This window comes from Streptomyces sp. NPDC003011, from assembly GCF_053591515.1.
This window is the reverse complement of sequence record NZ_JBSFTY010000022.1, coordinates 76,705-101,580: the sequence shown is the minus strand read 5'-3', so window position 1 is coordinate 101,580 and position 24,876 is coordinate 76,705. Positions and strand designations below refer to the sequence as shown.

At 73.9% G+C, this 24,876-nt stretch carries 18 protein-coding genes; 11 read left to right on the top strand and 7 right to left on the bottom strand.

Annotation, left to right across the window (positions count from 1 at the left end):
- A partial coding sequence (gene fxsT / locus ACWD0J_RS14185; RefSeq protein WP_451496057.1) for an FxSxx-COOH system tetratricopeptide repeat protein occupies positions 1–4,183 on the top strand: 4,183 nt, incomplete at its 5' end.
- Positions 4,184–4,980: 797 nt separating this feature from the next.
- Here fxsT and ACWD0J_RS14180 read toward each other — a convergent pair.
- On the bottom strand, positions 4,981–6,309 hold the full coding sequence (locus ACWD0J_RS14180) for a cation:proton antiporter (protein ID WP_451496056.1): 1,329 nt from the start codon (positions 6,307–6,309) through the stop codon (positions 4,981–4,983).
- Positions 6,310–6,460: 151 nt separating this feature from the next.
- Here ACWD0J_RS14180 and ACWD0J_RS14175 point away from each other — a divergent pair, with 151 nt between their 5' ends.
- From ACWD0J_RS14175 to argF, 6 genes are all read left to right on the top strand, one after another.
- Complete coding sequence (locus ACWD0J_RS14175; RefSeq protein WP_451496055.1) at positions 6,461–7,648, top strand: hypothetical protein; 1,188 nt, start codon at positions 6,461–6,463, stop codon at positions 7,646–7,648.
- Positions 7,645–8,793, top strand: a complete 1,149-nt coding sequence (locus tag ACWD0J_RS14170; protein ID WP_451496054.1) for an effector-associated domain 2-containing protein — start codon at positions 7,645–7,647, stop codon at positions 8,791–8,793. The genes ACWD0J_RS14175 and ACWD0J_RS14170 overlap by 4 nt, the downstream gene beginning before the upstream one ends.
- Positions 8,794–8,899: 106 nt before the next feature.
- The gene (locus ACWD0J_RS14165) at positions 8,900–9,127 is read left to right on the top strand and encodes a hypothetical protein (protein WP_451496053.1); all 228 of its coding nucleotides are present in this window, start codon (positions 8,900–8,902) and stop codon (positions 9,125–9,127) included.
- Between the two features lie 71 nt (positions 9,128–9,198).
- The gene (locus ACWD0J_RS14160; RefSeq protein WP_451496052.1) at positions 9,199–10,965 is read left to right on the top strand and encodes an aKG-HExxH-type peptide beta-hydroxylase; all 1,767 of its coding nucleotides are present in this window, start codon (positions 9,199–9,201) and stop codon (positions 10,963–10,965) included.
- 147 nt (positions 10,966–11,112) lie between these two features.
- A complete protein-coding gene (locus tag ACWD0J_RS14155) occupies positions 11,113–12,336 on the top strand; it encodes an arginine deiminase (RefSeq protein ID WP_451496051.1) in 1,224 nt (407 codons plus the stop codon).
- 106 nt (positions 12,337–12,442) lie between these two features.
- Complete coding sequence (gene argF / locus ACWD0J_RS14150) at positions 12,443–13,450, top strand: ornithine carbamoyltransferase (RefSeq protein WP_451496050.1); 1,008 nt, start codon at positions 12,443–12,445, stop codon at positions 13,448–13,450.
- A gap of 74 nt (positions 13,451–13,524) precedes the next feature.
- Here argF and ACWD0J_RS14145 read toward each other — a convergent pair whose 3' ends face one another.
- Positions 13,525–13,977 carry an ATP-binding protein gene (locus ACWD0J_RS14145; RefSeq protein ID WP_451496049.1) on the bottom strand — a complete coding sequence of 151 codons (453 nt, stop codon included), beginning with the start codon at positions 13,975–13,977 and terminating at the stop codon, positions 13,525–13,527.
- Between the two features lie 308 nt (positions 13,978–14,285).
- Here ACWD0J_RS14145 and ACWD0J_RS14140 point away from each other — a divergent pair, with 308 nt between their 5' ends.
- Positions 14,286–15,113 carry an enoyl-CoA hydratase family protein gene (locus ACWD0J_RS14140; protein ID WP_451496048.1) on the top strand — a complete coding sequence of 276 codons (828 nt, stop codon included), beginning with the start codon at positions 14,286–14,288 and terminating at the stop codon, positions 15,111–15,113.
- A complete protein-coding gene (locus ACWD0J_RS14135; protein WP_451496047.1) occupies positions 15,098–17,455 on the top strand; it encodes a bifunctional salicylyl-CoA 5-hydroxylase/oxidoreductase in 2,358 nt (785 codons plus the stop codon). The genes ACWD0J_RS14140 and ACWD0J_RS14135 overlap by 16 nt, the downstream gene beginning before the upstream one ends.
- A gap of 8 nt (positions 17,456–17,463) precedes the next feature.
- Here ACWD0J_RS14135 and ACWD0J_RS14130 read toward each other — a convergent pair whose 3' ends face one another.
- The 5 genes from ACWD0J_RS14130 to ACWD0J_RS14110 all read right to left on the bottom strand — a co-directional run bounded on the left by ACWD0J_RS14130 (position 17,464) and on the right by ACWD0J_RS14110 (position 22,717).
- Positions 17,464–18,705 (bottom strand): sulfate adenylyltransferase subunit 1, encoded by a 1,242-nt coding sequence (locus ACWD0J_RS14130; RefSeq protein ID WP_451496046.1) that lies wholly within the window; start codon positions 18,703–18,705, stop codon positions 17,464–17,466.
- A 2-nt stretch (positions 18,706–18,707) separates the two neighbouring features.
- Entirely contained in the window at positions 18,708–19,628 is a 921-nt protein-coding gene (gene cysD, locus ACWD0J_RS14125) for a sulfate adenylyltransferase subunit CysD (RefSeq protein WP_451496045.1), read from the bottom strand.
- On the bottom strand, positions 19,625–20,176 hold the full coding sequence (cysC, locus tag ACWD0J_RS14120; protein WP_451496044.1) for an adenylyl-sulfate kinase: 552 nt from the start codon (positions 20,174–20,176) through the stop codon (positions 19,625–19,627). The genes cysD and cysC overlap by 4 nt, the downstream gene beginning before the upstream one ends.
- Before the next feature lie 114 nt (positions 20,177–20,290).
- Positions 20,291–21,103 carry a PaaX family transcriptional regulator gene (locus ACWD0J_RS14115; RefSeq protein ID WP_451496043.1) on the bottom strand — a complete coding sequence of 271 codons (813 nt, stop codon included), beginning with the start codon at positions 21,101–21,103 and terminating at the stop codon, positions 20,291–20,293.
- 15 nt (positions 21,104–21,118) lie between these two features.
- Complete coding sequence (locus ACWD0J_RS14110; protein ID WP_451496063.1) at positions 21,119–22,717, bottom strand: AMP-binding protein; 1,599 nt, start codon at positions 22,715–22,717, stop codon at positions 21,119–21,121.
- A gap of 281 nt (positions 22,718–22,998) precedes the next feature.
- On the opposite strand from ACWD0J_RS14110, the gene ACWD0J_RS14105 reads away from it, so the two are divergent.
- A complete protein-coding gene (locus ACWD0J_RS14105) occupies positions 22,999–24,390 on the top strand; it encodes an acyl-CoA dehydrogenase family protein (protein ID WP_451496042.1) in 1,392 nt (463 codons plus the stop codon).
- Positions 24,387–24,785, top strand: coding sequence for a RidA family protein (locus ACWD0J_RS14100; protein ID WP_451496041.1), 399 nt, complete (start codon positions 24,387–24,389; stop codon positions 24,783–24,785). Before ACWD0J_RS14105 ends, ACWD0J_RS14100 begins: the two co-directional genes overlap by 4 nt.
- Positions 24,786–24,876 lie beyond the last annotated feature (91 nt).

Genomic DNA, 24,876 nt, shown 5'->3' with positions numbered 1-24,876 from the left:
ACGACGACGCGGGCGCGGCGGCGCTGCTGGAGGTCGTGGGCCAGCTCGTGGAGCGGGCGCGCGCGGCGGGCGAGTTGCGGCCACCGGGGAACCGGCGGCCGCAGCCCGGCTCTTACCTGATCCCGAGGGCCCCTACGAGCTGCACGTCGGGCGTCCGCTGCTGCCCGACGACCACCGCTCCCCGCACGGACCCGGCCGGGCGACTGCCCTGCTCGCGCGCGCCCTGCACCGGCTGGCCCGGCGCATCCCCTCCCGGGACACCCTCGAACTCGACGAGGAGACCACCGCCGAGCAGGGAGTCGTCGACGGCATGTGGCTGCCCTTCCTCCGCCCGGCCCGCACCTCCGCCTTCGATCTGGTGCTGCTGGTCGACGACGCCCCCACCATGCGCATCTGGGAGGACGCCGCCGCCCGGCTCGCCGAGGCCGCCGAACACAGCGGCGCCTTCCGGAGCGTGCGCACGGTCCGGGTCGACGTGCCGCGCACCGGCGCCGCCACCCTGCGCCGCCCTCCCGGCCGGTCCGCCGCCGACCCCGCCGAACTCCTCGACGGACGCGGCGGCCGGGTGTTCCTCGTCGTCACCGACGGGCTCGCCCACGGCTGGGCCGCGTCCGCCGCCGACGACCTGCTCGGCCGGCTGGCCCACGCCGGCCCCACCGCCCTCGTCCACCTGCTGCCGCCGCACCTGCGCCACCGCTCCTCCCTCTACCCGTACCAGGCGGTCCTGGAGGCCGGCGGCTTCGGCGCCCCCAACCACGGCCTCGCCCACTGGGCCCCGCCCGGCGGCCCCGACCCGCTGCGGCCGCTGCCCGCCGCCGGGGACGGAGCCGTCCCGGTGCCGGTCCTGTCGCTGAAGGCCGGCTCCATCGCCGCCTGGGCCGACCTGGTGACCGGGGAGCGCGGGGTACGCCGCTCCCTGCCCGTCGTCCTGGCCGGCACCCTCACCAAAGGCGCCCCCGCGCCCGGTCTGCGCGCCCCGCGCTTCCCGCGCGCCGCCACCGCCGCCGTACGCCGGTTCTTCACGCTCGCCACCCCCGCCGCGCGCCGGCTCGCCACCCAACTGGCCGCCGTCCCCTTCGAGTTCGACCTCATGGAGCAGCTGCGGCGACGGACCATGCCGGAGACCGGCCCCGACCACTTCGCCGAGATCCTGATGGGCGGACTGGTCGACTGGGGCAGCGGCGGCGAGGGCCGTCCCGAGTTCGCCGACGGGGTCCGCGAGGCGCTGCTGGCCACCACCACCCGCAGCCAACTCGCCCGCACCGTCAGTGTGGTGGGCGAGCTGCCCGCCGCCGGCGAGCGGGGCGTCGCCCTGCGCGCCGCCCTGCGGGACCCGGTGGGCGCGCGGCTGCCCGACCCCGCGGAACACGGCTGGGCCCGCAGCGAACTCGCGGTGATGCGCGCGCTGTCGGGGCCGTACTCCGAGCGCGCCAAGCGCATCGAGCCCCACCTTCCCCGGCTCGTACCCGATAGGGCCGAACGGGTGGGCGCCGGTTTGCGGACCGGTACACCCACTGAGGTGAACCCGTCGGGCGGTGAGGGATCGCCCGGTGGAAAGGGCAGTGATCCAGCGTCGAGGATTTCCGACATACCTGGAGAATCAGTGCCGAGCCCGGTAATCGACGCGACCCCACACAATGCCTCGGAGGACGAGCAGCTCATGACGAGCACCACGACCACGACGCCCGCCATCATGGTGAACGTTCCGCTCCGGAACACCTCGTTCGTCGGCCGGCAGGCGCTGCTGAGGGCCGTGGAGGAGCAGCTCGCCGCCCAGGACACGGCGGCGGTGCTGCCGCACGCGCTGCACGGACTGGGCGGCGTCGGAAAGTCCCAGCTGGCACTCGAGTACATCTACACGCACCAGCAGGACTACAAGGTGATCTGCTGGATCTCCGCCGAGCGGGAGAGTCTCATCCTCGCCGCGCTCAGTACCCTCGCGGCCCAGCTGGGCGTCGCCCCGACGAGTCAGGAGAGCGTGGGCACCCCGACCGCCAACACGGCCGTGCCCGCCGTCCTGGAGGCACTGCGCAGCGGGGCGCCCTACGACAACTGGCTGCTCGTCTTCGACAACGCCGAGGACATCGACGTCGCGCGCAAGTACTTCCCGCCCAACGGCCCGGGGAAGGTCATCGTCACCTCCCGCAACCGGGCCTGGGAACGGGTGGCCACTCCGCTGCCGGTGAACGTCTTCGAACGCGAGGAGTCCGTCGAGCTGCTCCAGAAACGCTCGCCCGACCTGTCGGCCGAGGACGCCGACCGGCTCGCCGACGCACTGGGCGACCTGCCGCTCGCGGTGGAACAGGCGGGCGCCTGGCGCGCCGTCACCGGCATGCTGGTCCAGGAGTACCTCGACCTGCTGGAGCAGCGCAGCCTGGAGATCCTCGAACTCGACACACCCCCCGACTACCCGACATCGGTGGCGGCCGCGTGGGACATCTCGCTGTCCCGGATCGCGGAGAGCAACCCGGGAGCCCGGCAGCTCCTCGACATCTGCGCGAGCATGGCCCCCGAGCCCATTCCCCGGTCCGTGCTGCGCGGCAGCCGCGGCGTCAGCATCACGCCCGACGTCGACCCGCTGCTGCGCGAGTCGATCAAACTGAACCGGGCCATCCGCGACCTCAGCCAGTTCTCCCTGGTGAAGGTGGACCCGCGGGCCGACACCCTGCAGATGCACCGCCTGCTGCAGACCGTGCTCCTGGCCAAGCTGGGGCCCGAGGAGCGGGAGGGCATGCGGGGCGCCGCCCACCAGCTGCTGTCCGCCGCCAAACCGGGCAGCTACTCCTCGTCGCTGGAATGGCGTTCCTACCAGGAGCTGCTGCCGCACGTCCTCGCCTCGCAGGCGGTGACCAGCACCGACGACTGGGTGCGCGAACTCGTCTACGACACGGTGCTGTTCCTCTACTACTGGGGTGACCACACAGGCGCCGCGGACCTGGGCCGGCAGGCCTGGAACGCCTGGCTCGCCGCCTCCGGAGAGGACGACATCTACGTCATCCGGATGTCGAAGAGGTTCGGGTTCCTGCTGCGCCAGATCGGTCAGGTCGCCGAGTCCATCCCGCTCACCGAGAAGGCGCTGGAGGTCTCCCGTCGGATCCAGGTCGAGGCGGAGGAGATGATCGACTCCCTGTGTGACATGGCCGACGCCCGGCGCTACCAGGGCCGCTTCGAGGAGGCCCGCGACCTGGGACAGGAGGCGACGGAGCTGGCGCGGCCCCAGTTCGGGCTGGAGGACCCCACCACCCTGCGTGCCGTCCACAGCCTGGGCGTCGATCTGCGGCTGTGCGGCCAGTTCCGCGAGGCCCTGGCGCTGGACCAGGAGAACGCCCGGCTGCGGGACCAGATGTTCGGCCCCGCCAACTTCCTGACCCTCAACTCCCTCAACGCCCTCTCCATCGACATGCGGGAGAGCGGCGACTATCCCGGCGCCCGCGACTTCCAGGAGGACGCCCACCGCCGGTCCCGGGCCGCGCTCGGCGAGGAGCACCCGCTCACCCTGCGGATCGCCCGCAACCTCGCCGTGTGCCGGCGCCGTGACGGGGCCCTGGCCGAGGCCGTCAAGCTCTCGGAGGACACACTGCGGCGCTTCAGCGCACGCTATGGGGCCGACCACTTCGACGCCGTGTCCACCGCGCTCAACTACTCCGTGGACCTGCGCCTCGCCGGGGACCTGGAGAACGCCCGCAAGCAGGGCCAGGACGCCGCCGAGCGCTACGCCATGCGTCTGGGCGCCCGGCACGCCTACACCCTGCTGGCCAAGGCCAATCTCGCCGCCACGCTGCGGGCCCTGGACGCGCTCGACGACGCCCAGGAACTGGAGGACGTGGCTGCCCGGCAGTTGGCCGAGACGATCGGGCCCCGGCACGTCACCACGCTGACCGTCGCGATCGGCCAGGCCAACACGGCCTACGCGCGCCTGGACTTCGCGCGGGCGCACCAGATCGACGAGGCGAACCTGCCGCTGCTGGCCGAGGCCGCGGGCGAGGACCACCCGCTGACCCTGTCCTGCACCGCGAACATGGCGCTGGACCTGCGCGGACTGGGCCGGGGACCGGAGGCGGACGAACTCCAGCGCAAGGCGGTGGAGGGCTTCACCCGCGTGGTCCGCGTCGACCACCCGTGGCTCCTCGCGGCCAGGCAGCGCCGGCGCATCGAGTGCGACATGGCCCCGATGCCGCTGTAGCCGTCCCGGACCGGGGGCGGGGTCCGGTCGAGCCGCGGGGCAGACCGCGCTGCGTCCGTCCCGGAGGGGGCAGCACGGTCGACGCCCGGCGAGGCGTGCCGGGTGCTCCGGCGTGCCGGCCGGGCTGTGCCGTCGGTGTCCGGCGGGACCAGGGGGCTGTCCTGGAAGCTCCGCCCTCGGCGACCGGCCGAAGTGTGGCGGCGGCGGCCGGTCGGTGGTCAGTGGCGTGCGCCAGCTGGGGGTGTGGCTGCACGGAGGGTCCGCGCCGGCGGGCTGCGCGCCTCACCGTCGTAGCCCCGGCCGGGATGTGGTCGCGTGGGTTGGTCCGCGGTCACGGGGTGCCGTGGCCGGGTGCCGGCTGTACGGAAGGTCCGCGTCGGCGCGTCCCCGGGCCGGTTGTGGGGTTGTCGGCCGGTCGGCGGTCACGGGGTGCCGTGGCCGGGTGCCGGCTGTACGGAGGGTCCGCGTCGGCGCGTCCCCGGGCCGGTTGTGGGGTTGTCGGCCGGTCGGCGGTCACGGGGTGCCGTGGCCGGGTGTGGCCGTAGACGGGAGCACCCGGCGTCCACCAGCTCTCACCGTCGTCGTCCCGGCCGCGCCGCACCGCCGTCGGCCGCCCGCCGGCCACAGGCCTGCCGTACCGCATGCTGCCGTACGGCGGACAAGCCGGCCCCCCGGCGTGAGGCCGAGCCCTCGCCCTGCACCAGGCCGGCGTCCCGAGGCCGAGTCCCTGGCCTGCACCCGGCCGGCGTCCCGGCGCAGGCTCGTCGGCGAGGGACCGGTTCCTGTTGCTGGCTTCGTCAGCCCAGGTCCGCGAGTGGTGTGGGGGTGGGCTCCTCCTGGGAGTGGGGGAGGGGTGGCCGGTCGGCCGGGGCGGGGGTCGGGTGTTCGCGGGTGGCGAGGCGGTCGACCAGGTGGAGGAGGGGCTGGGTGAGGAGGGTCGTGGCGAGGGCCATGAAGACCAGGACCGTGTAGAGGGGTTCGCTCAACAGGCCCGCCTGGAGGCCCGCGTTGAGGGCGATCAGCTCGGTGAGGCCGCGGGCGCTGAGCAGGACCCCCACGGTCCGGGCGTCGTCGCGGTCCAGTCCGCCCAGCCGTGCCGCCACCGTCCCGCTGCCGACCTTCGTCGCGACCGCCAGCGCCGTCACCACGAGCAGGGCGATCCACCCCGTGGCATCCATGCTGTTCAGGGCGACGGCCTGTCCCGAGACGACGAAGAAGAAGGGCAGCAGCAGCGAGCTGACGTCGTGCAGCGGCCGCAGCAGGTCGGGGTCGAGCGTCTCGCCCTGCTCGCGCGGCACCACCACCCCCGCGAGCAGCGCGCCGAAGATGACGTGCAGTCCGAGGGAGTGGGTCACCCACGCCGACCCGAGCGCGAAGCCGATGAGCAGTGCCAGCCGCAGCGAGGGCTCCATCCGCGTCCGCGCCCCCCACAGCAGCCTGCGCAGCAGCGGCCGGGCCGCCACCAGCATCAGCGCGGTGAAGCCGGCCGCCAGCAGCGCCCGCCACGGCCAGCCCAGCGAGTGCCCGGAGCCGTCGCCGTCGAGCATGGTCCCGGCCAGTACCGTCCACCCGATCACGTCGAGCAGGCCGGCCGCGGACACCGCCACCACCCCGGGCACCGTGCGGGCCAGGCCGTTCTCCCGCACGATCGCCGTCAGCACGGGGACCGCCGTGATCGACAGGGCTATGCCGGCGAACACGACCATGGAGGGGGACAGGTCCCGCTCCATGCCCAGGTCGGCCAGCTGGTCCCGGAACAGCAGCGCACAGCCGCTGCCCACCGCCATCGGCACCACGAAGGCGGCCAGCGCCACGGTCACCGCGATGCGCGCCCGGTCCCCGAGGACCTTCAGATCGAGCTCGTACCCCACCGCGAACAGGAACACCACGAGGGCGAACTGGGCGAACCCGGTCAGCGCCGGACCGATGGCCGTCGGGAACAACGTCTCGTACGCGGCCGGTGCCGCACTGCCGAGCAAGGAGGGACCGAGCGCTATGCCCGCCGTCAACTGACCGACGATGTACGGTTGCTTCAGCCGCCGGGCCAGCCATCCGGCCGCGTGTGCGGTGACCAGGATCAGGGCCGAGGCACCGACGAAGTGCGCGACCATGTCGTCAGGGCTCACGGAGTCCCCCTGTCGTCCAGTTGTGGAGGCCGTCGTCCGGCCATGGGGAGGTCCTCGCATGTATGCTCGACCCCAACCTCCTTATGGTACTGGTAACTTGACGGTGTAACGGAAGTCGTACACAACGCTGCACCGGTGTCACGGGGGGCACATGACGGCGGTCGTCTTCATTCACGGCACAGGAGTACGCGAACCGGGCTTCTCGAAGCTCGCGGGGCGCGTGGCGGCCGGCCTGACCGCCCTGCGCGACGGACTTCGCATCGTGCCGTACTACTGGGGTGGCACGCACGGCGCCACGCTCGCCGCGGGCGGGGCGTGCCTTCCGGCGCGGGCGGGGGGCGGCAGCCGCGGCCTCGCCGAAACCCCGGCGCCCGTGCCGGCCGCACCGGGGACCGAGGACGACACCGCCGCCTGGGCCGTCCTCTACGCCGACCCGTACGCCGAACTCGCCCTCGCCGCCGCCGGTACGGTACCCGTCGTCGAGCGCCCGCCCGGCTCCGTACCGCCGCAGCAGCGGCTCCAGGCGGGCCTTGCGGCACTCGCCGCCCAAGGGGACACGCCCGCCGCCGAGTTGGGTCCCGGCCTGGCCCGCGCCGCCATCGGCCTCGCCGCCCACCCGCTGCTCGGGCCCGCCGCCGACGCCCTCGGCCCCGACGACCTCGCCGTCCTGGCCGCCCGCAGCCTCACCGCCCGCGTCATCGCCGACGCCCTCGACGCCGACGCGCCGCTCGTCCCGGTCGGCGACACCCGTGACGCCGTCGCCGGCCGCCTCGCCGAAACCCTCGGCGCACCGCCCCGGGGCACGGAGCGCGGTCTGCGCTCCCTGCTGCTGCGGACGGCCGGCTCCGCCGCGTCCCGTGCCGTCGTGCGCCGTCGACGCGCCCTCACCGAGGCCGCCCACCCCGCCGCCGGGGACGTCCTGCGCTACCTCGGCCGGGGCGAGGCGGTCCGCGCGGACCTGCGCACCCTGGTGGCCGGCCTGGAGCCGCCCGTCGCCCTCGTCTGCCACAGCCTCGGCGGCATCATCGCCCTGGACACCCTGGTCTCCGCCCCGCTGCCCCAGGTCCGCCTCCTGGTGACCGCCGGGTCCCAGGGCCCCTTCCTGTACGAGTCCGGCTCCCTGCCCACCCTCGAACACCCCGCCCCGCTACCGCCGCACGTCCCCGCCTGGCTCAACCTGTACGACCACCGCGACCTGCTCTCCTACCTCGGAGCGGGCCTGTTCCCGGGCCGCGTCACCGATGTCGCCGTCGACAGCCGCCAGCCGTTCCCCGCCGCGCACAGCGCCTACTGGACCAACCCCGAGGTGTACCGCCACATCGTGGACCGCCTGCCGTGACCGGGCCCCGGCCCGCGGCGGGTGCCGAGCCGCCCCGGGTGGATCCCGCGCGCGTGCACGCGCTCATCGTCGGCGTCGAGAGGTACGACGCGGGTTCCGGCTGGGACCTGCCGGGGCCCGCCAGGGACGCCGTCGCCTTCCACCGCCTGCTGCGCGCGGCCGGCGTGCCGGACGCCCACCTCCGCCTCCATCTCGCCCCGTTGCCCCCGTACACCCCCGAGGTGCCGTACGAGCCCGCCGACCACGCCACCCTGCGCCGCGTCCTGGTCCGTGAACTTGCCCCGGTCCAGGGCGACCTGCTCTGGGTGTGGTGGGGCGGGCACGGTGTGCTGGACCGGGCCGGGCACCTGCGGCTGTTCTGCGCGGACGCCAGTACCGACGACAAGCTCGGCATCGACCTGGACTCCGCGCTCGCCCGGTACGCGGGGGACGCCGTGCCCGGGTTCGCCGAGCAGCTGTGGATCGTGGACGCCTGCGAGACCTTCGAGGAGGACCTGGCCTTCCGGGAGCAACTCCCGCAGGACGCCCTGCCCGTGGGGCGGCCCACGCTCGCCCACCGGCAGACCGTGCTGCGGGCCGCCGGGCGGGGCCGGGCCGCCGCCAACGACCCGGTGCGGGGCACCGGCCTGTTCTCCGACGTCCTGCTCGGACTCCTGGCCGACCGGACCGCCCAGTTGCCCGCGCCGCCCGATCCGGAGGAACTGTTTCCGGCCGTACGAACACGCATCGCAGCCCTCAGGGAAGCGGGCCGTACTCTGCAGCACCCCGAGATCCAGCTGCGCAGCCCCGCGCGCACGGAGTACCTGCCCCCGGCCGGTCCGGCCGCCGGGCAGCGGCCGGTCTCGCCGCTGCAACGGGCCGTGGAGGCCCTGCTCGCCTATCCGTTGATGCAGGACCCCGTCGAGCGGCAGACGGTGGTCACCGCGCTGGACCCGCACGTCACCGCGACCCTGCCCCGTCACACCAAGGCCCGCACGGATGCCGCCGGCATTCTCAACGGGCTCGCCCGGCACCGTCCGGACGCGCTGTGGGACCTGTTCGACGCCGTGGTCTCCGTCGACGACCACCCCGGCCGCAAGGACGAACTGAGCGCCGCGCTGCGCGATGTCGCGGCTTCGGCGGGACGTCCGCGCGATCGGGGATGATCGAGTGGCGTGATCGTACGGTTTTCGTCCCGGGCCGCAATGGCCATGATGGAAAAGGACACGGGCACGGGGCATCGCGTGCCACCGTGCGAGAAGGGGGAGCATCTTGGACCAGCCGCCCGCTCTGCACCACGCCGAAGCAGCGGTACGTCAGTCGGCCGCCGTTGCTGGGACCGACGTATGGGAGTCGGATCTGGCGGACGTCGCGGCACTGCCCTTGACCGCCGTGGACGGGCTCGCCCCGCTCGGCCCGACCGCGCGCCTTCTCGAAGAGGTCCTGCGCCCCCGGAGCAGCGTCAAGGGCGGAGGTGAGCCCGGAGGCCGGGCCGAATAGCCGATCGCCCGCTCGACGGCAGGGCCCGGCCGGGTCCCCGTATGCCCGCTCACCCACGGAGGTTCCCGGGAATGTCCAGCGAGCCGCGCCCTGCCCCGTTCCGCATGCCGGAGAGGGTCTTCGCGGAACTGGCCGCAGGCGGCGGCTCCGCGGAGGCCGTCTCGCTCCTCGAACGGGCCGAGCGGGCGCGCAGGCTGCTGCTCCTGCGCACCCTGCTGGACCGCCTCGAACCGCTGCCCACGCCGCTGGCGCCGGCCGCCGAGGCCTGGCGTGTCCTGAAGGAGGCGGCCAGGCGGGCACCCGAGCCGGTCGACGGGCTGCTGCTCGCCCCGGCGACCGGCGCCTGGATCGCGCACCTGCTGCGCCGCACGCACGGCACCGCCGGGGGCCCGCCGCTGTGGGCGGAGGCGGGACACCTGTGCGTCCTCGCCGTCGCGGCGTCCCTGCGCGCGGGCACCGGGACGGACCTTCCCGTCCCGCTCTCCGACGGCGGCCTCGCCCTCCCGGGTCTGGGCCTGGCCCGGCTCCCGGGCGGGCGGCGAGGCTGGACGGTGGGGCAGGCCGGCACCCGGGACGGCGAACTGACCCTCACCGGACCGTCCCGGAGCGGCGGTACGACGACGCTGACGGTCCGCCCGGTCACGGAACCACTGGGCGGCGGGGGAGCGCCGGGCGAGGAGCCGCTCCACGCGGGCGCGTCCGCCGGCGGACCGCCGACGGGCCGCGCCCCGCTGCCCGCCCCCTGGCTCCCCCTGCGCACCCTCACTCACCGCACGCCCGGCGGTCCCGTCGCCATCCCCCTCGACGACCTCAGCCCCTACCGCGACCTCGACGACCCGCTGCCGCCGGCCCGGCTCGACCGCGCCGAGGCGCAGGCGTGGCAGAGGCTGTTCCAGGAGGCCGTCGCGGTGCTCGCCGAGCCGGGCGGCAGCGGACCGGGGCGGTTCGACCCGGCGGCCGTCCGGGCCGTGGTCCCCTGGGGACGCACCAGTGTGCTGCCACCCGCGCCGCCCGCCGTGCCGGTCTCCGCCTCCAGCGGTGACTCCTTCGGCGCCATGGTCATCGCCCGGCCCTCCTCCGCGCTCGCCCTCGCCGAGACGCTGGTCCACGAGTTCCAGCACAGCAAGCTGGCCGCGCTGCTCCACCTGTTCCCCCTGCTCGACGACGACCGCGAGGAGCGCTTCTACGCCCCCTGGCGCGCCGACCCGCGTCATCTCACCGGCCTGCTGCACGGGGCGTACGCCTTCACGGGCGTCGCGGGCTTCTGGCGGGACCGGCTGGCGAGCGCACGGGGCGAGCGGGCGGCCCAGCCGGCCGGCTACCACTTCGCGCTGCGCCGCCTGCAGAGCCGCCTGGTGGTGCGCACCCTGCTGGCCGAGGGCCGCCTCACCCCGCAGGGCCGGGCCCTGGTGACCGGCCTCGCCCGCACCCTGGACCGCTGGCTGCGCGAACCCGTCCCCCCGGCCGCGCTCGCCCGCGCCCGCACGGCCGCCGCCCTGCACCGCACCGAGTGGCGGCTGCGCAACGTCGCCCCGGTGCCCGACCCCGTGCACGCGCCGGACACCCCGCGCTTCCGCCCCGACCGCACCTCCTGGCCGGACGTCCGCACGCACGCCTTCGCCACCCGTCCCCTCGCCCCGCGCACCGCCGACGAACACCTCGCCGCGGGCGACCCGGCCACCGCGCTCGCCCGGTACGCCGACGACCTGATCGCCGACCCGGCCGAACCGCACACCCTGGCCGGCTGGATCGTCGCCCGGGCCGCCCTCACCCCGGGCCGCACCGCCCGCCGCATGCTGGCCCGCCCGGAGCTGCTCCAGCCCCTGCCCAGCGGGTGAGCGGCGCGCGGGCGTGAGCCGGGGGCGTCGGCCGCGCTCGGCCGGCTCACCACCCGCGCCCCCGGTGCCGCCCGCAGACGAAAAAGAGCTCGGTCCGAAACGGTCGACGAGCGGGTGAACACGGTCGTGGGTGGTCAGGATGGAGTCATGGGATTCCATGTCGACTCCGAGGCCGGGCGGCTGCGCCGCGTCATCCTGCACCGGCCGGATCTGGAGCTCAAAAGGCTCACCCCCAGCAACAAGACCGCCCTGCTCTTCGACGACGTGCTGTGGGTGCGCCGGGCGCGCGCCGAGCACGACGGGTTCGCCGACGTGCTGCGCGACCGCGGTGTCGCCGTCCACCTCTTCGGCGACCTGCTCACCGAGGCCCTGGAGATCCCGGCGGCCCGGACCCTCGTCCTGGACCGGGTCTTCGACGAGAAGGAGTACGGCGTCCTCGCCACCGACCACCTGCGCGCCGCCTTCGAGACGCTGCCCGCGGCCGACCTGGCCGAGGTGCTCGTCGGCGGCATGACCAAGCGGGAGTTCCTGGAGGCGCACCCGGAGCCCACCTCCGTGCGCTTCCACGTCATGGAGCTCGACGACTTCCTGCTCGACCCGCTCCCCAACCACCTCTTCACCCGGGACACCTCCGCCTGGATCTACGACGGCGTCTCCATCAACGCCATGCGCTGGCCGGCCCGCCAGCGCGAGACCGTGCACTTCGAGGCGATCTACCGGCACCACCCGCTGTTCCGTGACGAGACGTTCCGCGTCTGGTCCGAGGGCCAGGCCGACTACCCGTCCACGATCGAGGGCGGCGACGTCCTCGTCATCGGCAACGGCGCGGTCCTCATCGGCATGAGCGAGCGCACGACCCCCCAGGCCGTCGAGATGCTCGCCCACAAGCTGTTCGACGCCGGCTCCGCGCAGACGATCGTGGCCCTCGACATGCCGAAGCGGCGTGCCTTCATGCACCTCGACACCGTGATGACGATGGTCGACGGCGACACCTTCACCCAGTACGCGGGCCTCGGCATGCTCCGCTCGTACACCATCGGACCGGGCGCCGGCGAGAAGGAGCTCAAGGTCACCGACCATCCGCCGGAGCACATGCACCGCGCGATCGCCGCCGCGCTCGGACTGAACGAGATCCGTGTCCTGACCGCCACCCAGGACGTGCACGCGGCCGAGCGCGAGCAGTGGGACGACGGCTGCAACGTCCTGGCCGTCGAGCCGGGCGTCGTCGTCGCCTACGAGCGCAACGCCACCACCAACACCCATCTGCGCAGGCAGGGCATCGAGGTGATCGAGATCCCGGGCAGCGAGCTGGGGCGGGGACGGGGCGGGCCGCGCTGCATGAGCTGTCCGGTGGAGCGAGGGGCCGTATAGCCGTACAGGCGGGAACCGCGCCGGAGAGCGGAACCCGTCTGTATAGAAATTCTGACGATCGTATATAGTTCCAAGAGTCCCTGTTACTGCACCTCTGGAGCGCCCCATGGCGACAGTTCCGACCGCCCTCGCCGGCCGCCACTTCCTCAAGGAGCTCGACTTCACCGAGCGGGAGTTCCTCGGTCTGATCGAGCTGGCCGCCGAGCTGAAGGCCGCCAAGAAGGCCGGGACCGAGACGCGGTACCTGAGCGGGAAGAACATCGCGCTGATCTTCGAGAAGACCTCCACGCGCACCCGCTGCGCGTTCGAGGTCGCCGCCGCCGACCAGGGCGCCTCGACGACCTACCTCGATCCCTCGGGCTCGCAGATCGGCCACAAGGAGTCCGTGAAGGACACCGCGCGGGTGCTGGGCCGGATGTACGACGGGATCGAGTACCGCGGGGACAGCCAGGCCAAGGTGGAGGAGCTCGCCGCGTACGCGGGCGTGCCCGTCTACAACGGCCTCACCGACGACTGGCACCCCACCCAGATGCTGGCCGACGTGCTCACCATGACCGAGCACACCGCCAAGCCGGTCCGGGAGATCGCCTTCGCCTACCTCGGCGACGCCCGCTTCAACATGGGCAACTCCTACCTGGTCACCGGCGCCCTGCTCGGCATGGACGTACGGATCGTCGCCCCGAAGTCCTACTGGCCCGCCCAGGAGGTCGTCGACCGGGCCCGTGAACTCGCCGGGACCAGCGGTGCCCGGGTCACCCTCACCGAGTCCCCGGAGGAGGGCGTCGGCGGCGCCGACTTCGTCGCCACCGACGTCTGGGTCTCCATGGGCGAGCCGAAGGACGTCTGGGACGAGCGGATCGCCGCGCTCTCCCCGTACGCCGTGACCATGGACGTCCTGCGCGCCACCGGCAACCCGGACGTCCGGTTCCTGCACTGCCTGCCCGCCTTCCACGACCTCGGCACCAAGGTCGGGCAGGAGATCCACGAGAGCCACGGCCTGACGTCCCTCGAAGTGACCGACGAGGTCTTCGAGTCGGCCCACTCGGTCGTCTTCGACGAGGCCGAGAACCGTATGCACACCATCAAGGCGATCCTGGTGGCGACCCTGGCCTGATCGGGCCCCGCGCGCTCCGGCGCCCCGCGCTCCGGCGAGGCGGCGGCCCCGGTGTCAGGCCGGCCGGGGCTCGGTCACGCCGGACGCCGCGGAGCCGGTACCGACGGCAGCCGGAACCACACCGCCTTGCCGGACTCGGTGGGGCGGTGACCGCAGGACGAGCTGAGCGCGCGGATCAGCAGCAGACCACGCCCGTGCTCCTGCCAGGGGTCGGGCGCGAGATCCACCGGGCGGGTGAGATCGCCGGGCGGCGCCGGGTCCGGGTCGTGCACCTCCACCTGGCAGCCGGTCGGCAGCAGCTCCACCACGAGCTCTATCGGCGCGTCCCCGGCGGTGTGCTCCACGGCGTTCGCCACCAGCTCCGCCGTCAGCAGTTCCGCGGTGTCGGTGTCCGCCCCGTGCTCCAGCTCGGTCAGCGCGGCGCGCACCAGCGCGCGGGCCACCGGCACGGCCGCGGCGGAGTGCGGCAGCGCGATGCGCCAGGAGGCGGAGGCGTGGGGACGTTCGTACAAGGCGGGTCCGTTCATGAGCAGGCTGTCCTGCTGTCAACCTGATGAATGGTACGGCGCCGCCCGGCGGAGGTGTCCGACGGGCACCGCGCGGGACCTTCGGCCCCGTGCCGGGCGGCTTACCCGGGTGAACGCCCCGCCGCGCACGGCCGATCCCGCCGTTACGGGGGTGTGGGCGATCCGTGACAGGCGTGACGGGGCCGGGTCATACCCGGCTCTCCGCGGCTTGTCGCGCGCTCGTGACGACAGTCACAGATCGGTGATAGCTTCGAGGGGCAGAGTTCCGTGAGGCAGTGCCCGCCCCCCGAACGAGGAGGCCGCACCTCGTGAGTCCCTTCACCGGCTCCGCCGCCCGCACCCCCCGCTGGCAGCACCTCCGCGTCGACCTCGCCGACGGCGTCGCCACCGTCACCCTCGCCCGCCCCGACAGACTCAACGCGCTCACCTTCGGCGCCTACGCCGACCTGCGCGACCTGCTCGCCGAGCTGTCCCGGGAGCGGTCCGTGCGCGCCCTGGTGCTGGCGGGGGAGGGGCGCGGCTTCTGCTCCGGCGGCGACGTCGACGAGATCATCGGCGCCACCCTCTCCATGGACACCGCCCAGCTCCTCGACTTCAACCGGATGACCGGACAGGTGGTCCGGGCCGTACGGGAGTGCCCGTTCCCGGTGATCGCGGCGGTGCACGGGGTGGCGGCGGGGGCGGGCGCGGTGCTGGCGCTGGCGGCCGACTTCCGCGTGGCCGATCCCTCGGCGCGCTTCGCCTTCCTCTTCACCCGGGTCGGTCTGTCCGGCGGCGACATGGGCGCCGCCTATCTGCTGCCCCGGGTCGTCGGACTCGGCCACGCCACCCGGCTGCTGATGCTGGGCGAGCCGGTGCGGGCGCCCGAGGCCGAGCGCATCGGCCTGATCAGCGAGCTCACCGGCGAGGGCGGGGCGGACCAGGCCGCGCGGGCGCTGGCCCGACGCCTGGCCGAGGGACCGGCGCTCGCGTACGCCCAGACCAAAGCGCTGCTCACGGCGGAACTGGACATGCCCCTGGCGGCAGCGGTGGAACTGGACGCCTCGACCCAGGCCCTGCTGATGAACGGCGAGGACTACGCCGAGTTCCACGCGGCCTTCACGGAGCGGCGCCCTCCCCGATGGAGCGGACGGTGAGCGCGCCCACCCCACCGGCGCGGGGAACCGCGCGACCAGCCACGACCCACCCGCGGCCACCCGCGCCGGCCGGCCGGCCCCGGCGCATCGCGGTCATCGGCGCAGGCCCCGGCGGCCTCTACGCGGCAGCCCTGCTGAAACGTCTCCGCCCCGACCGCGAGATCACCGTCTGGGAACGCAACGCCCCCGACGACACCTTCGGCTTCGGCGTCGTCCTCTCCGACGAGACCCTCGGCGGCATCGAACAGGCGGACCCGTCCGTCTACGCGGCCCTGCGCCGCGACATGGTCCGCTGGGACGGCATCGACATCGTCCACCGGGGCGTCCGCCACACCTCCACCGGACACGGCTTCGCCGCACTCGGCCGGCACCGCCTCCTGGAGATCCTGCACCGGCGCTGCCGCGCCCTCGGCGTGGACCTGCGCTTCCGCTCCGAGGCCCCGGCCCGCCTCGCGGAGTCGCACGACCTGGTCATCGCCGCCGACGGTGTGCACAGCACCACCCGTGAGGCATACGCCCCTGTGTTCCGGCCCCATGTGGCCGCCCACCACTGCCGTTACCTCTGGCTCGCTGCCGACTTCGCCCTCGGCGCCTTCCGTTTCGAGATCGCCGAGACCGGGCACGGTGTGATGCAGCTGCACGGCTACCCGTACGCGGCCGGTGCCTCCACCGTGATCGTCGAGATGCGGGAGGAGGTCTGGCGGTCGGCGGGCTTCGCGGACCTCGACGAGCGGGAGTCCGTCGGGCGCTGCGCCGAGATCTTCGCGGACGCGCTGGGCGGCAGACCGCTCAGGTCCCGCAAGCCGGCCTGGACCACCTTCCGCACGGTGGTCAACGAGCGGTGGTCCCACGCAAACGTGGTGCTCCTGGGCGACGCCGCCCACACCGCCCACTTCTCCATCGGCTCCGGCACCAAGCTGGCCGTGGAGGACGCGCTGGCGCTGGCCGCCTGTCTGGAGGAACAGCCGTCGCTGGAGAGTGCGTTGGCCGCCTACGAGGAGGAGCGGCGGCCCCTCGTCGCCTCCGCCCAGCGGGCCGCCCGGGCCAGCCTGGAGTGGTTCGAGAACCTCGGCCTGTACCTCGGCCAGCCGCCCCGCCAGTTCGCCTTCAACCTGCTCACCCGCAGCCGCCGTGTCACCCACGCCAACCTGCGGCTGCGCGACGCCCGCTTCACGTCGTCGGTGGAGCGCGCGTTCGGCTGCCCGCCCGGCACGCCCCCGATGTTCACGCCGTTCCGGCTGCGCGGTCTGACCCTGCGCAACCGGGTCGTCGTCTCGCCGATGGACATGTACTCGGCGACCGACGGCCTCCCGGGCGACTTCCACCTCGTCCACCTCGGTGCGCGGGCGCTCGGTGGCGCCGGGCTGGTGATGACCGAGATGGTGTGCGTGTCCCCCGAGGGGCGGATCACGCCCGGCTGTACGGGCCTCTACACCGGCGGGCAGGCCGAGGCCTGGAGACGGATCACCGACTTCGTGCACACGCGGGCACCCGGCACCGCGATCGGCGTGCAACTCGGCCACAGCGGACGCAAGGGCTCGACCAAGCTGATGTGGGAGGGCATGGACGAGCCCCTCAAGGACGGCGGCTGGCCGCTCGTGGCCGCGTCCCCGATCCCCTACCGGCCGGACAGCCGGACTCCGCGTGAGCTGTCCCGCGCCCGACTCACCGATGTACGCGAGCAGTTCACGTCGGCCGCCCGGCGTGCCGCCCGTGCCGGGTTCGACCTGCTCGAACTGCACTGCGCGCACGGCTACCTGCTCTCGGGCTTCCTCTCCCCGCTGACCAACCGCCGCACTGACGCCTACGGCGGCTGCCTCACGAAGCGGCTCCGCTTCCCGCTGGAGGTCTTCGACGCCGTACGCGGGGTGTGGCCCGAGGAGAAGCCCCTGACCGTCCGGATCTCCGCCACCGACTGGGCCGAGGGCGGCACCACGGCCGAGGACGCCGTCGAGATCGCCCGCGCCTTCGCCGCGCACGGCGCCGACGCGATCGACGTGTCGACCGGGCAGGTGGTGGCCGACGAGCGGCCCGAGTCCGGGCGGTCGTACCAGACGCCGTTCGCCGACCGGATCCGGAACGCGGTCGGCGTGCCGGTGATCGCGGTGGGCGCGATCTCCTCCTGGGACGACGTCAACTCCCTGATCCTCGCCGGGCGTACCGACCTGTGCGCGCTGGCCCGTCCGCATCTGTACGACCCGCACTGGACGTTGCACGCGGCGGCCGAACAGGGGTACGACGGGCCCGGCATCGCATGGCCGGTGCCGTACCGGGCGGGCAGCCGCCGTCCGCCGACGGGACGGGCGGATCCCGCCGGAGCCCGCCTCGCGCTGGGCGGCTGACCTCGTGCTCAGGCGTCGAGGCCGGCCATGCCGGCGGTCAGCGTCGCTCCGTCCGCCGGGTCGATGAGGAGGAACGCGCCGGTCCGCCGGCAGACCGCGTAGTCGTCCAGTGCCAGCGGCTCGGCGGTGCGCAGGGCGATCCGGCCCAGGTCGTTCGCCCTCAGCTCGTCCGCTCCGGCGAGGTCCTCGACGACCGCCTGCACGGTCCGGGTGGTGTGCCGGACGAGCACCCGGTCGCCGACCCGCAGCGGACGGTCGGCCAGGTGGCACACGGCTGCCCGGACCTCCTGCGTGAGCGCCGGCACGTCGACCCCGGACGTGATCATGTCGCCGCGCGAGACGTCCCGCTGGTCGGCCAGCCGCACGCCGATCGACTGCGGCGCGTGGGCCGCCTCCGCGGCGACACCGAGCACGTCGATGCCGGTGATCACGGAGGTCACGCCGGACGGGTGCACGGTGACCGGGTCACCGACCCGCAGCGAGCCCGACACCAGCTGGCCCGCGTAGGAGCGGACGTCACCGTGCCGGATCACGTACTGCACCGGGAAGCGGACCGGGGCGTTCACCGCCTGGGCGCCGACGGGCACGTGCTCCAGGAACTCCAGCAGCGCCGGACCCTCGTACCAGTCCATGGCGGCCGAACGGTCCACCACGTTGTCGCCGACGAGCGCGGACACCGGGATCGGCGTGAAGCCGGGCAGGCCCCACTCGGCCGCGTGGCCCGCGAAGTCCTCGACGATCCGGTCGAACTCCCGCTGCCCGTACCCGACCAGGTCCATCTTGTTGACGGCGAGGACGACGTGCGGGACCCGCAGCAGACCGGTCACGGCGGCATGGCGGCGGGTCTGCTCGACGACGCCCTTGCGGGCGTCGACCAGGACGATCGCCAGTTCGGCGGTGGAGGCGCCGGTGACCATGTTGCGGGTGTACTGCACATGGCCCGGGGTGTCGGCCAGGATGAACCGGCGGCGGGGGGTCGCGAAGTAGCGGTAGGCCACGTCGATGGTGATGCCCTGCTCGCGCTCGGCCCGCAGCCCGTCCGTGAGCAGGGCCAGGTCCGGGGTGTCCTTGCCGCGGCTGCGGGACGCGTGCTCGACGGCCTCCAGCTGGTCGGCGAGGACGGACTTGGAGTCGTGCAGCAGCCGGCCCACGAGGGTGGACTTGCCGTCGTCGACGGACCCGGCGGTGGCGAAGCGGAGGGTGTCGACGGTCGTGCCGGTGGCGGCGGTCATGGCGGTGATGGCGGTCATGTCTAGAAGTACCCCTCGCGCTTGCGGTCTTCCATCGCGGCCTCGGACATCCTGTCGTCGGCCCGCGTGGCGCCGCGCTCGGTGAGCCGGGAGGCGGCGATCTCGGCGATCACCTTCTCGACGGTGTCGGCGTCGGAGTCCACGGCGCCGGTGCAGGACATGTCACCTACGGTGCGGTAGCGGACCTGCCGCTTCTCGACGGTCTCGGTCCCCCGGGGCCCGCCCCACTCGCCGGCGGCCAGCCACATCCCGGCCCGCTGGAACACCTCGCGGTGGTGGGCGTAGTAGATGGCCGGCAGCTCGATCTCCTCGCGGGCGATGTACTGCCACACGTCCAGCTCGGTCCAGTTGCTGAGCGGGAAGACGCGGACGTGCTCGCCGGGGGCGTGCCGGCCGTTGTAGAGGTTCCACAGCTCGGGGCGCTGGCGGCGCGGGTCCCACTGGGAGAACTCGTCCCGCAGCGAGAACACCCGCTCCTTGGCGCGGGCCTTCTCCTCGTCCCGGCGTCCGCCTCCGAAGACCGCGTCGAACCTCTCGGCCTGGATCTTCTCGGTCAGCGGCAGCGTCTGCAGCGGGTTGCGGGTGCCGTCCGGACGTTCGCGGAGCACACCGCGGTCGATGTACTCCTGTACCGAGGCCACATGGAGCCGCAGCCCATGGGTGGCGGCCACACGGTCCCGGTGGTCGAGGACCTCGGGGAAGTTGTGCCCCGTGTCCACGTGCAGCAGCGGGAACGGCACGGGCGCCGGCGTGAACGCCTTCAGCGCCAGGTGCAGCATGACGAGGGAGTCCTTGCCGCCGGAGAACAGGATCACCGGCCGCTCGAACTCGCCCGCGACCTCACGGACGATGTGGACGGCCTCGGACTCCAGCGCGTCCAGGTGGGAGAGGGTGAAGCCCTGTTCGGGAGCGGTGGCGCTCATACCAGCCCCCGCTTCGCGAGCACCGCGTACACCGCGTCCGCCGACTCCCACGGGGTCTGCTCCTGCGTCCGCAGCACCAGCGCCGGGTCCTCAGGAGGCTCGTACGGGTCGTCGACGCCGGTCAGCCCGGACAGCTCACCCGCCGCCTGCCGGGCGTACAGCCCCTTCACGTCCCGCTCGCTGCACACCTCCACCGGGGTGGCCACGTGCACCTCGATGTACGGCGTCCCGCTCGCCTCGTGCCGGGCCCGGACGGCCTCGCGGCTGTCGGCGTACGGCGCGATCACCGGGACGACGGACAGGACACCGTTGCGGGCGAGCACCTCCGAGACCAGCCCGATGCGCTGCACGTTCGTGGTGCGGTCGGCGCGGGAGAAGCCGAGGCCCGCGGAGAGGAAGCGGCGGATCTCGTCGCCGTCCAGGACCTCCACGCGATGTCCCCCGGCCTTCAGCCGCTCACCGAGGTGGCGGGCGATGGTCGTCTTGCCCGCGCTCGGCAGCCCGGTGAGCCAGACGGTGGCTCCCTGAGCCCTTGCCGTGGTGGTCATGCGCAACAGTCCTCTTCCTTCTCCCGTACGACCCCAGGGACGGTAGGCAAGGAACTTGAGAAGAGGGACAGAGGAAGCTGAGTGTTCCCTTAGGGGCGGGTGATGTACCCGGGATCACACGCCGACGAACGCGGCGCCCGCGTCGCGCAACCGCTCGTGCAGCCCCCGGAACACCGCCGCCGACCGGCCGCCCGGCCAGTCCCCGGGCAGCAGCCGGGCGGGCAGCCCGGGATCGGCGTAGGGGAGATGACGCCAGGAGTCCAGGGCGAGGAGGTAGTCGCGGTACGCCTCCTCGGGCGGGGTGTCCGTGCGCCGCTCCCAGCCCCGCAGCACGCCCGCGTGGGCGTCGAGGAAGGCCTCGTGCTCCTTGGCGATGGCGGCCAGGTCCCACCAGCGGGCGACCGCCTCCACGGTGGGGGCGAAACCGAGGTGCTCGCCGCGGAAGAAGTCGACGTACCCGTCGAGCCGCAGCCGCTGGAGGGTGTGCCGGGCCTCCTCGTACAGCCGCGCCGGGGCGAGCCACACGCCGGGTGCCGCGGTGCCGAAGCCGAGGCCGGCCAGGCGGGAGCGCAGCACGTGCCGCTTCTGCCGTTCCGACTCCGGCACGGAGAACACGGCGAGCACCCAGCCCTCGTCCTCTTCGGGTGGCGCGCCGTAGACGCGCCGGTCGCCGTCGTCGAGCAACTGGCGCGCGTCCGGCGACAGTTCGTAGCCGGCGGCGCCCTGCGCGGTACGGGCCGGCACGAGCAGCCCGCGCCGTTTGAGCCGGGACACCGACGAGCGGACGGAGGGGGCGTCGACGCCGACCGCGGCCAGCAGCCGGATCAGCTCGGCGACGGGCACCGGGCCGGGCACGAAGCGGCCGTACGCGCCGTAGAGCGTGACGATGAGAGACCGTGGTGCATGCTGGTCGGACACGTTGATCATCTTAGGTCTCCGGCGTCACCGCTGGTCACCATCGGTGCGCAGCTTGAATCGCTGGAGCTTCCCGGTCGCCGTGCGCGGCAGCGCGTCCAGCAGGACGATCTCGCGCGGGCATTTGTAGGGTGCCAGTGCGGACTTGACGAAGGCGCGCAGTGCCCCGGTGTCCCGCGCGGCACCCTCCTTGAGGACGACATGGGCCACCACGACCTGTCCGCGCGCCTCGTCGGGCCGTCCCACGACCGCCGCCTCCAGCACGTCCGGGTGGTGCAGCAGCACGTCCTCGACCTCCGGCCCCGCGATGTTGTACCCGGCCGAGATGATCATGTCGTCGGCGCGGGCCACGTACCGGAAGTAGCCGTCGGGTTCACGGACGTAGGTGTCGCCGGTGACGTTCCAGCCGTCGCGGACGTACTCCCGCTGCCGCGGGTCGGCGAGGTAGCGGCAGCCGACCGGCCCGCGCACGGCCAGCAGCCCGGGCTCGCCGTCGGGCACCGGCTCGCCGTCCTCGTCCTGCACGCGCGCGTGCCACCCCGGTACGGGAACTCCGGTCGTCCCGGGCCTGATCCGTTCGTCGGCGGCGGAGAGGAAGATGTGCAGCAGCTCGGTGGCGCCGATCCCGTTGATCAGGCGCAGCCCGGTCCGTTCGTGCCAGGCCCGCCAGGTGGCGGCGGGCAGGTTCTCGCCGGCGGAGACACAGCGGCGCAGGGCGGACACGTCGTACGCGTCGAGTTCGCCGAGCATCGCCCGGTAGGCGGTGGGGGCCGTGAACAGCACCGAGACCCGGTGCTCGGCGATGGCGGGCAACAGCTGGCGCGGGCCCGCCTGTTCGAGGAGCAGGGCGCTCGCGCCGGCCCGCATCGGGAAGACCACCAGGCCGCCGAGTCCGAAGGTGAAGCCGAGCGGGGGACTGCCGGCGAAGACGTCGTCGGGGTGGGGCCGCAGCACATGGCGCGAGAAGGTGTCGGCGATGGCCAGCACATCCCGGTGGAAGTGCATGCACCCCTTCGGGCGACCGGTGGTGCCGGAGGTGAAGGCGATCAGCGCGACGTCGTCGGCCGCGGTCCGCACGGCGGGGTACGGCCGCTCGGATGCCGTCCGCGCCCGGCGCAGCAGGTCGCCGGGGGTGTCGCCGCCGTACGGGGTGATCCGGAGGTCCGGTATCCCGGCCTCGGCGAGGTCGTCGAGGACCCGGGTGTCGCACAGGGCGTGCCGCACCTCGGCGATCTCGCACATCGTGCTCAGCTCGTACGGGCGCTGCTGGGCCAGCACGGTGACGGCGACCGCGCCCGCCTTCAGCACCGCCAGCCAGCAGGCGGCCAGCCAGGGGGTGGTGGGGCCGCGCAGCAGGACCCGGTTGCCGGGGACGACGCCGAGGTCACCGGTGAGGGTGTGCGCGATGCGGTCGACGCGGGCCCGGAGCTCGCCGTACGTCCAGGCCGGGCCGGCGGCCGTGCGGAACACGGGGCGGTCCTCCGGCTGGCCGCGCAGCAGCTCGGCCGCGCAGTTCAGCCGGTCGGGGTAGCGCAGCTCCGGCAGGTCGAAGCGGAGCTCGGGCCACTGGCCGGGGGGCGGAAGGTGGTCGCGCGCGAAGGTGTCGACGTGGGCCGAGGGGTTCATGGCGTTCGCCCCCTTGCCTTGTGGGCGTGGGTGGTGGGCGTCGGGGTGTGCCTCGTGCGGATCCGTGTGCGGATCGGTGTGCGGATCCATGTACGGGTCCGTGTGCGGATCCTCGTGCGGCCGTCGGGTCGTCGTCGGGTGATCACGTGCGGTCCCGTGCGGTCTCGTGCGGTCCTCGTGGAGGGGTCGCGCAACGAGCGTAACGTGTTGGTGACGGCAGTCAACGGTGCGCGATACCGTCGAGGGGAGTGGCCCCACGGTCACGGGGAGGCAGGACGGCGATGCCCGCATTCTCGCTCGAACCGGAACAGGCCGCGTGGTGCGCCCGGCTGCGCACCCTGGCCGCGGACCGGCTGCGTCCGCTCGCCGAGCAGGGGCGACCGGGTCACGTGAACCGTCCGCTGGTCACCGGACTCGGCGAACTCGGCCTGCTGTCCCGCCTGTTCACCTCCGGCGCCCTCGACCTCTGTCTCATGCGGGAGTCCCTCGCCCACGCCTGCACCGAGGCGGAGACCGCCCTCGCCCTCCAGGGCCTGGGCGCGCATCCCGTCCATGCCCACGGCACCCCGGCCCAGCGGGCCCGCTGGCTGCCCCGGGTCGCCGAGGGCACGGCGGTGGCCGCGTTCGCCCTGAGCGAGCCGGGCGCGGGCTCGGACGCGGCGGCCCTCGCTCTGCGGGCGGAACCGGTGGACACGGGAGGTGGTGGGAGGGGGCGGGGCGGTTCGGCGGGGGCCGGGGCCCGTGCTGCCGGGTCGGTGGAGCCGGTGGAGCCGGTGGACGCCGGGGGCCGTGGCACGGGGGCGGTCGGCGGACCGGATGCGGCGTCCCCTGGTGTGCGGTCGGCCGGTGTGCCGAACGTCGCGTCCTCTGGTGTGCGGTCGGCCGGTGCCGGGATCGGCGGTGACGCCGGGACCGTCGCTTCCGTCCGTGCCGAGGCCGACGGTCGCGCCCGCTGGCGGCTCGGCGGAGAGAAGTGCTGGATCTCCAACGCGCCCGAGGCCGACTTCTACACCGTCTTCGCCCGCACCACTCCCGGTGCCGGCGCCCGTGGTGTCACCGCCTTCCTGGTGCCCGCCGACCGGCCCGGCCTGACCGGCACCCCGATCGACATGCTCTCGCCGCACCCCATCGGCGCCCTCGCCTTCGACGCGGTGCCGGTGACCGCCGACGACGTGCTCGGCGAGGTCGACCGCGGCTTCCGGGTCGCCATGGGCACCCTCAACCTCTTCCGGCCCAGCGTCGGCGCCTTCGCGGTCGGCATGGCCCAGGCGGCACTCGACGCGACCCTCACCCACACCGCCCGGCGGGACGCGTTCGGCGGCAAGCTGCGGGACCTGCAGACGGTCGCCCACCAGGTCGCCGAGATGGCCCTGCGCACCGAGGCGGCCCGCCTGATGGTGTACGCGGCGGCGACGGCGTACGACGCGGGCGCAGCGGACGTCCCGGGGCGCGCGGCGATGGCGAAGCTGCTCGCCACCGAGACCGCGCAGTACGTCGTCGACACGGCTGTCCAACTGCACGGCGCCCGCGCCCTGCGCCGCGGCCACCTCCTCGAACACCTGTACCGCGAGGTGCGCGCGCCGCGCGTCTACGAGGGCGCGAGCGAGATCCAACGCGGCATCATCGCCAAGGAGTTGTACGCGCGCAGGGAACTCCGGGAGGCCGACGCGTGACCGCCGAGCGAGTCAACCCGCCCGGACTCCCCCCGCCCGCCGGCTTCTCGCACGCGGTCGTCGCGACCGGCACCCGGGTCGTCTTCCTGGCCGGCCAGACCGCCCTGGACGCCGAGGGCAAGGTCGTCGGCGACACCCTCCCCGAGCAGTTCGAGAGGTCCCTCGGCAACCTCCTGACCGCCCTGCGGGCCGCCGGCGGGACCCCCGCCGACCTGGCCAGGGTCACCGTCTACGCCACGGACATCGCCGCGTACCGCGCGCACGCAGGCGAACTGGGCCGCGTCTGGCGGCGGCTGGCGGGCCGCGACTACCCGGCCATGGCGGTGGTGGAGGTCGTACGCCTGTGGGACGACCAGGCCGCAGTGGAACTCGACGGGTTCGCCGTCCTGCCGTAGCGGCGGCCGGGGCCGTAGCGGCCCGTGCCGCACGAGACGGCCGAGGACATCCGCGGCGTCGCGGTAGCGCGCCGGTCGCCACGTCGCTTCT

Bases quoted from the DNA above. Each gene is read 5' to 3' on its own strand.
- ACWD0J_RS14135 (WP_451496047.1), top strand. From the start codon at position 15,098: ATGGAGCGGACGGTGAGCGCGCCCACCCCACCGGCGCGGGGAACCGCG.
- ACWD0J_RS14115 (WP_451496043.1), bottom strand. From the start codon at position 21,103: ATGATCAACGTGTCCGACCAGCATGCACCACGGTCTCTCATCGTCACG.
- ACWD0J_RS14145 (WP_451496049.1), bottom strand. From the start codon at position 13,977: ATGAACGGACCCGCCTTGTACGAACGTCCCCACGCCTCCGCCTCCTGG.
- cysC (WP_451496044.1), bottom strand. From the start codon at position 20,176: ATGACCACCACGGCAAGGGCTCAGGGAGCCACCGTCTGGCTCACCGGG.
- ACWD0J_RS14160 (WP_451496052.1), top strand. From the start codon at position 9,199: ATGTCCAGCGAGCCGCGCCCTGCCCCGTTCCGCATGCCGGAGAGGGTC.
- ACWD0J_RS14155 (WP_451496051.1), top strand. From the start codon at position 11,113: ATGGGATTCCATGTCGACTCCGAGGCCGGGCGGCTGCGCCGCGTCATC.
- ACWD0J_RS14130 (WP_451496046.1), bottom strand. From the start codon at position 18,705: ATGACCGCCATCACCGCCATGACCGCCGCCACCGGCACGACCGTCGAC.
- argF (WP_451496050.1), top strand. From the start codon at position 12,443: ATGGCGACAGTTCCGACCGCCCTCGCCGGCCGCCACTTCCTCAAGGAG.
- cysD (WP_451496045.1), bottom strand. From the start codon at position 19,628: ATGAGCGCCACCGCTCCCGAACAGGGCTTCACCCTCTCCCACCTGGAC.
- ACWD0J_RS14105 (WP_451496042.1), top strand. From the start codon at position 22,999: ATGCCCGCATTCTCGCTCGAACCGGAACAGGCCGCGTGGTGCGCCCGG.
- ACWD0J_RS14175 (WP_451496055.1), top strand. From the start codon at position 6,461: ATGACGGCGGTCGTCTTCATTCACGGCACAGGAGTACGCGAACCGGGC.
- ACWD0J_RS14110 (WP_451496063.1), bottom strand. From the start codon at position 22,717: ATGAACCCCTCGGCCCACGTCGACACCTTCGCGCGCGACCACCTTCCG.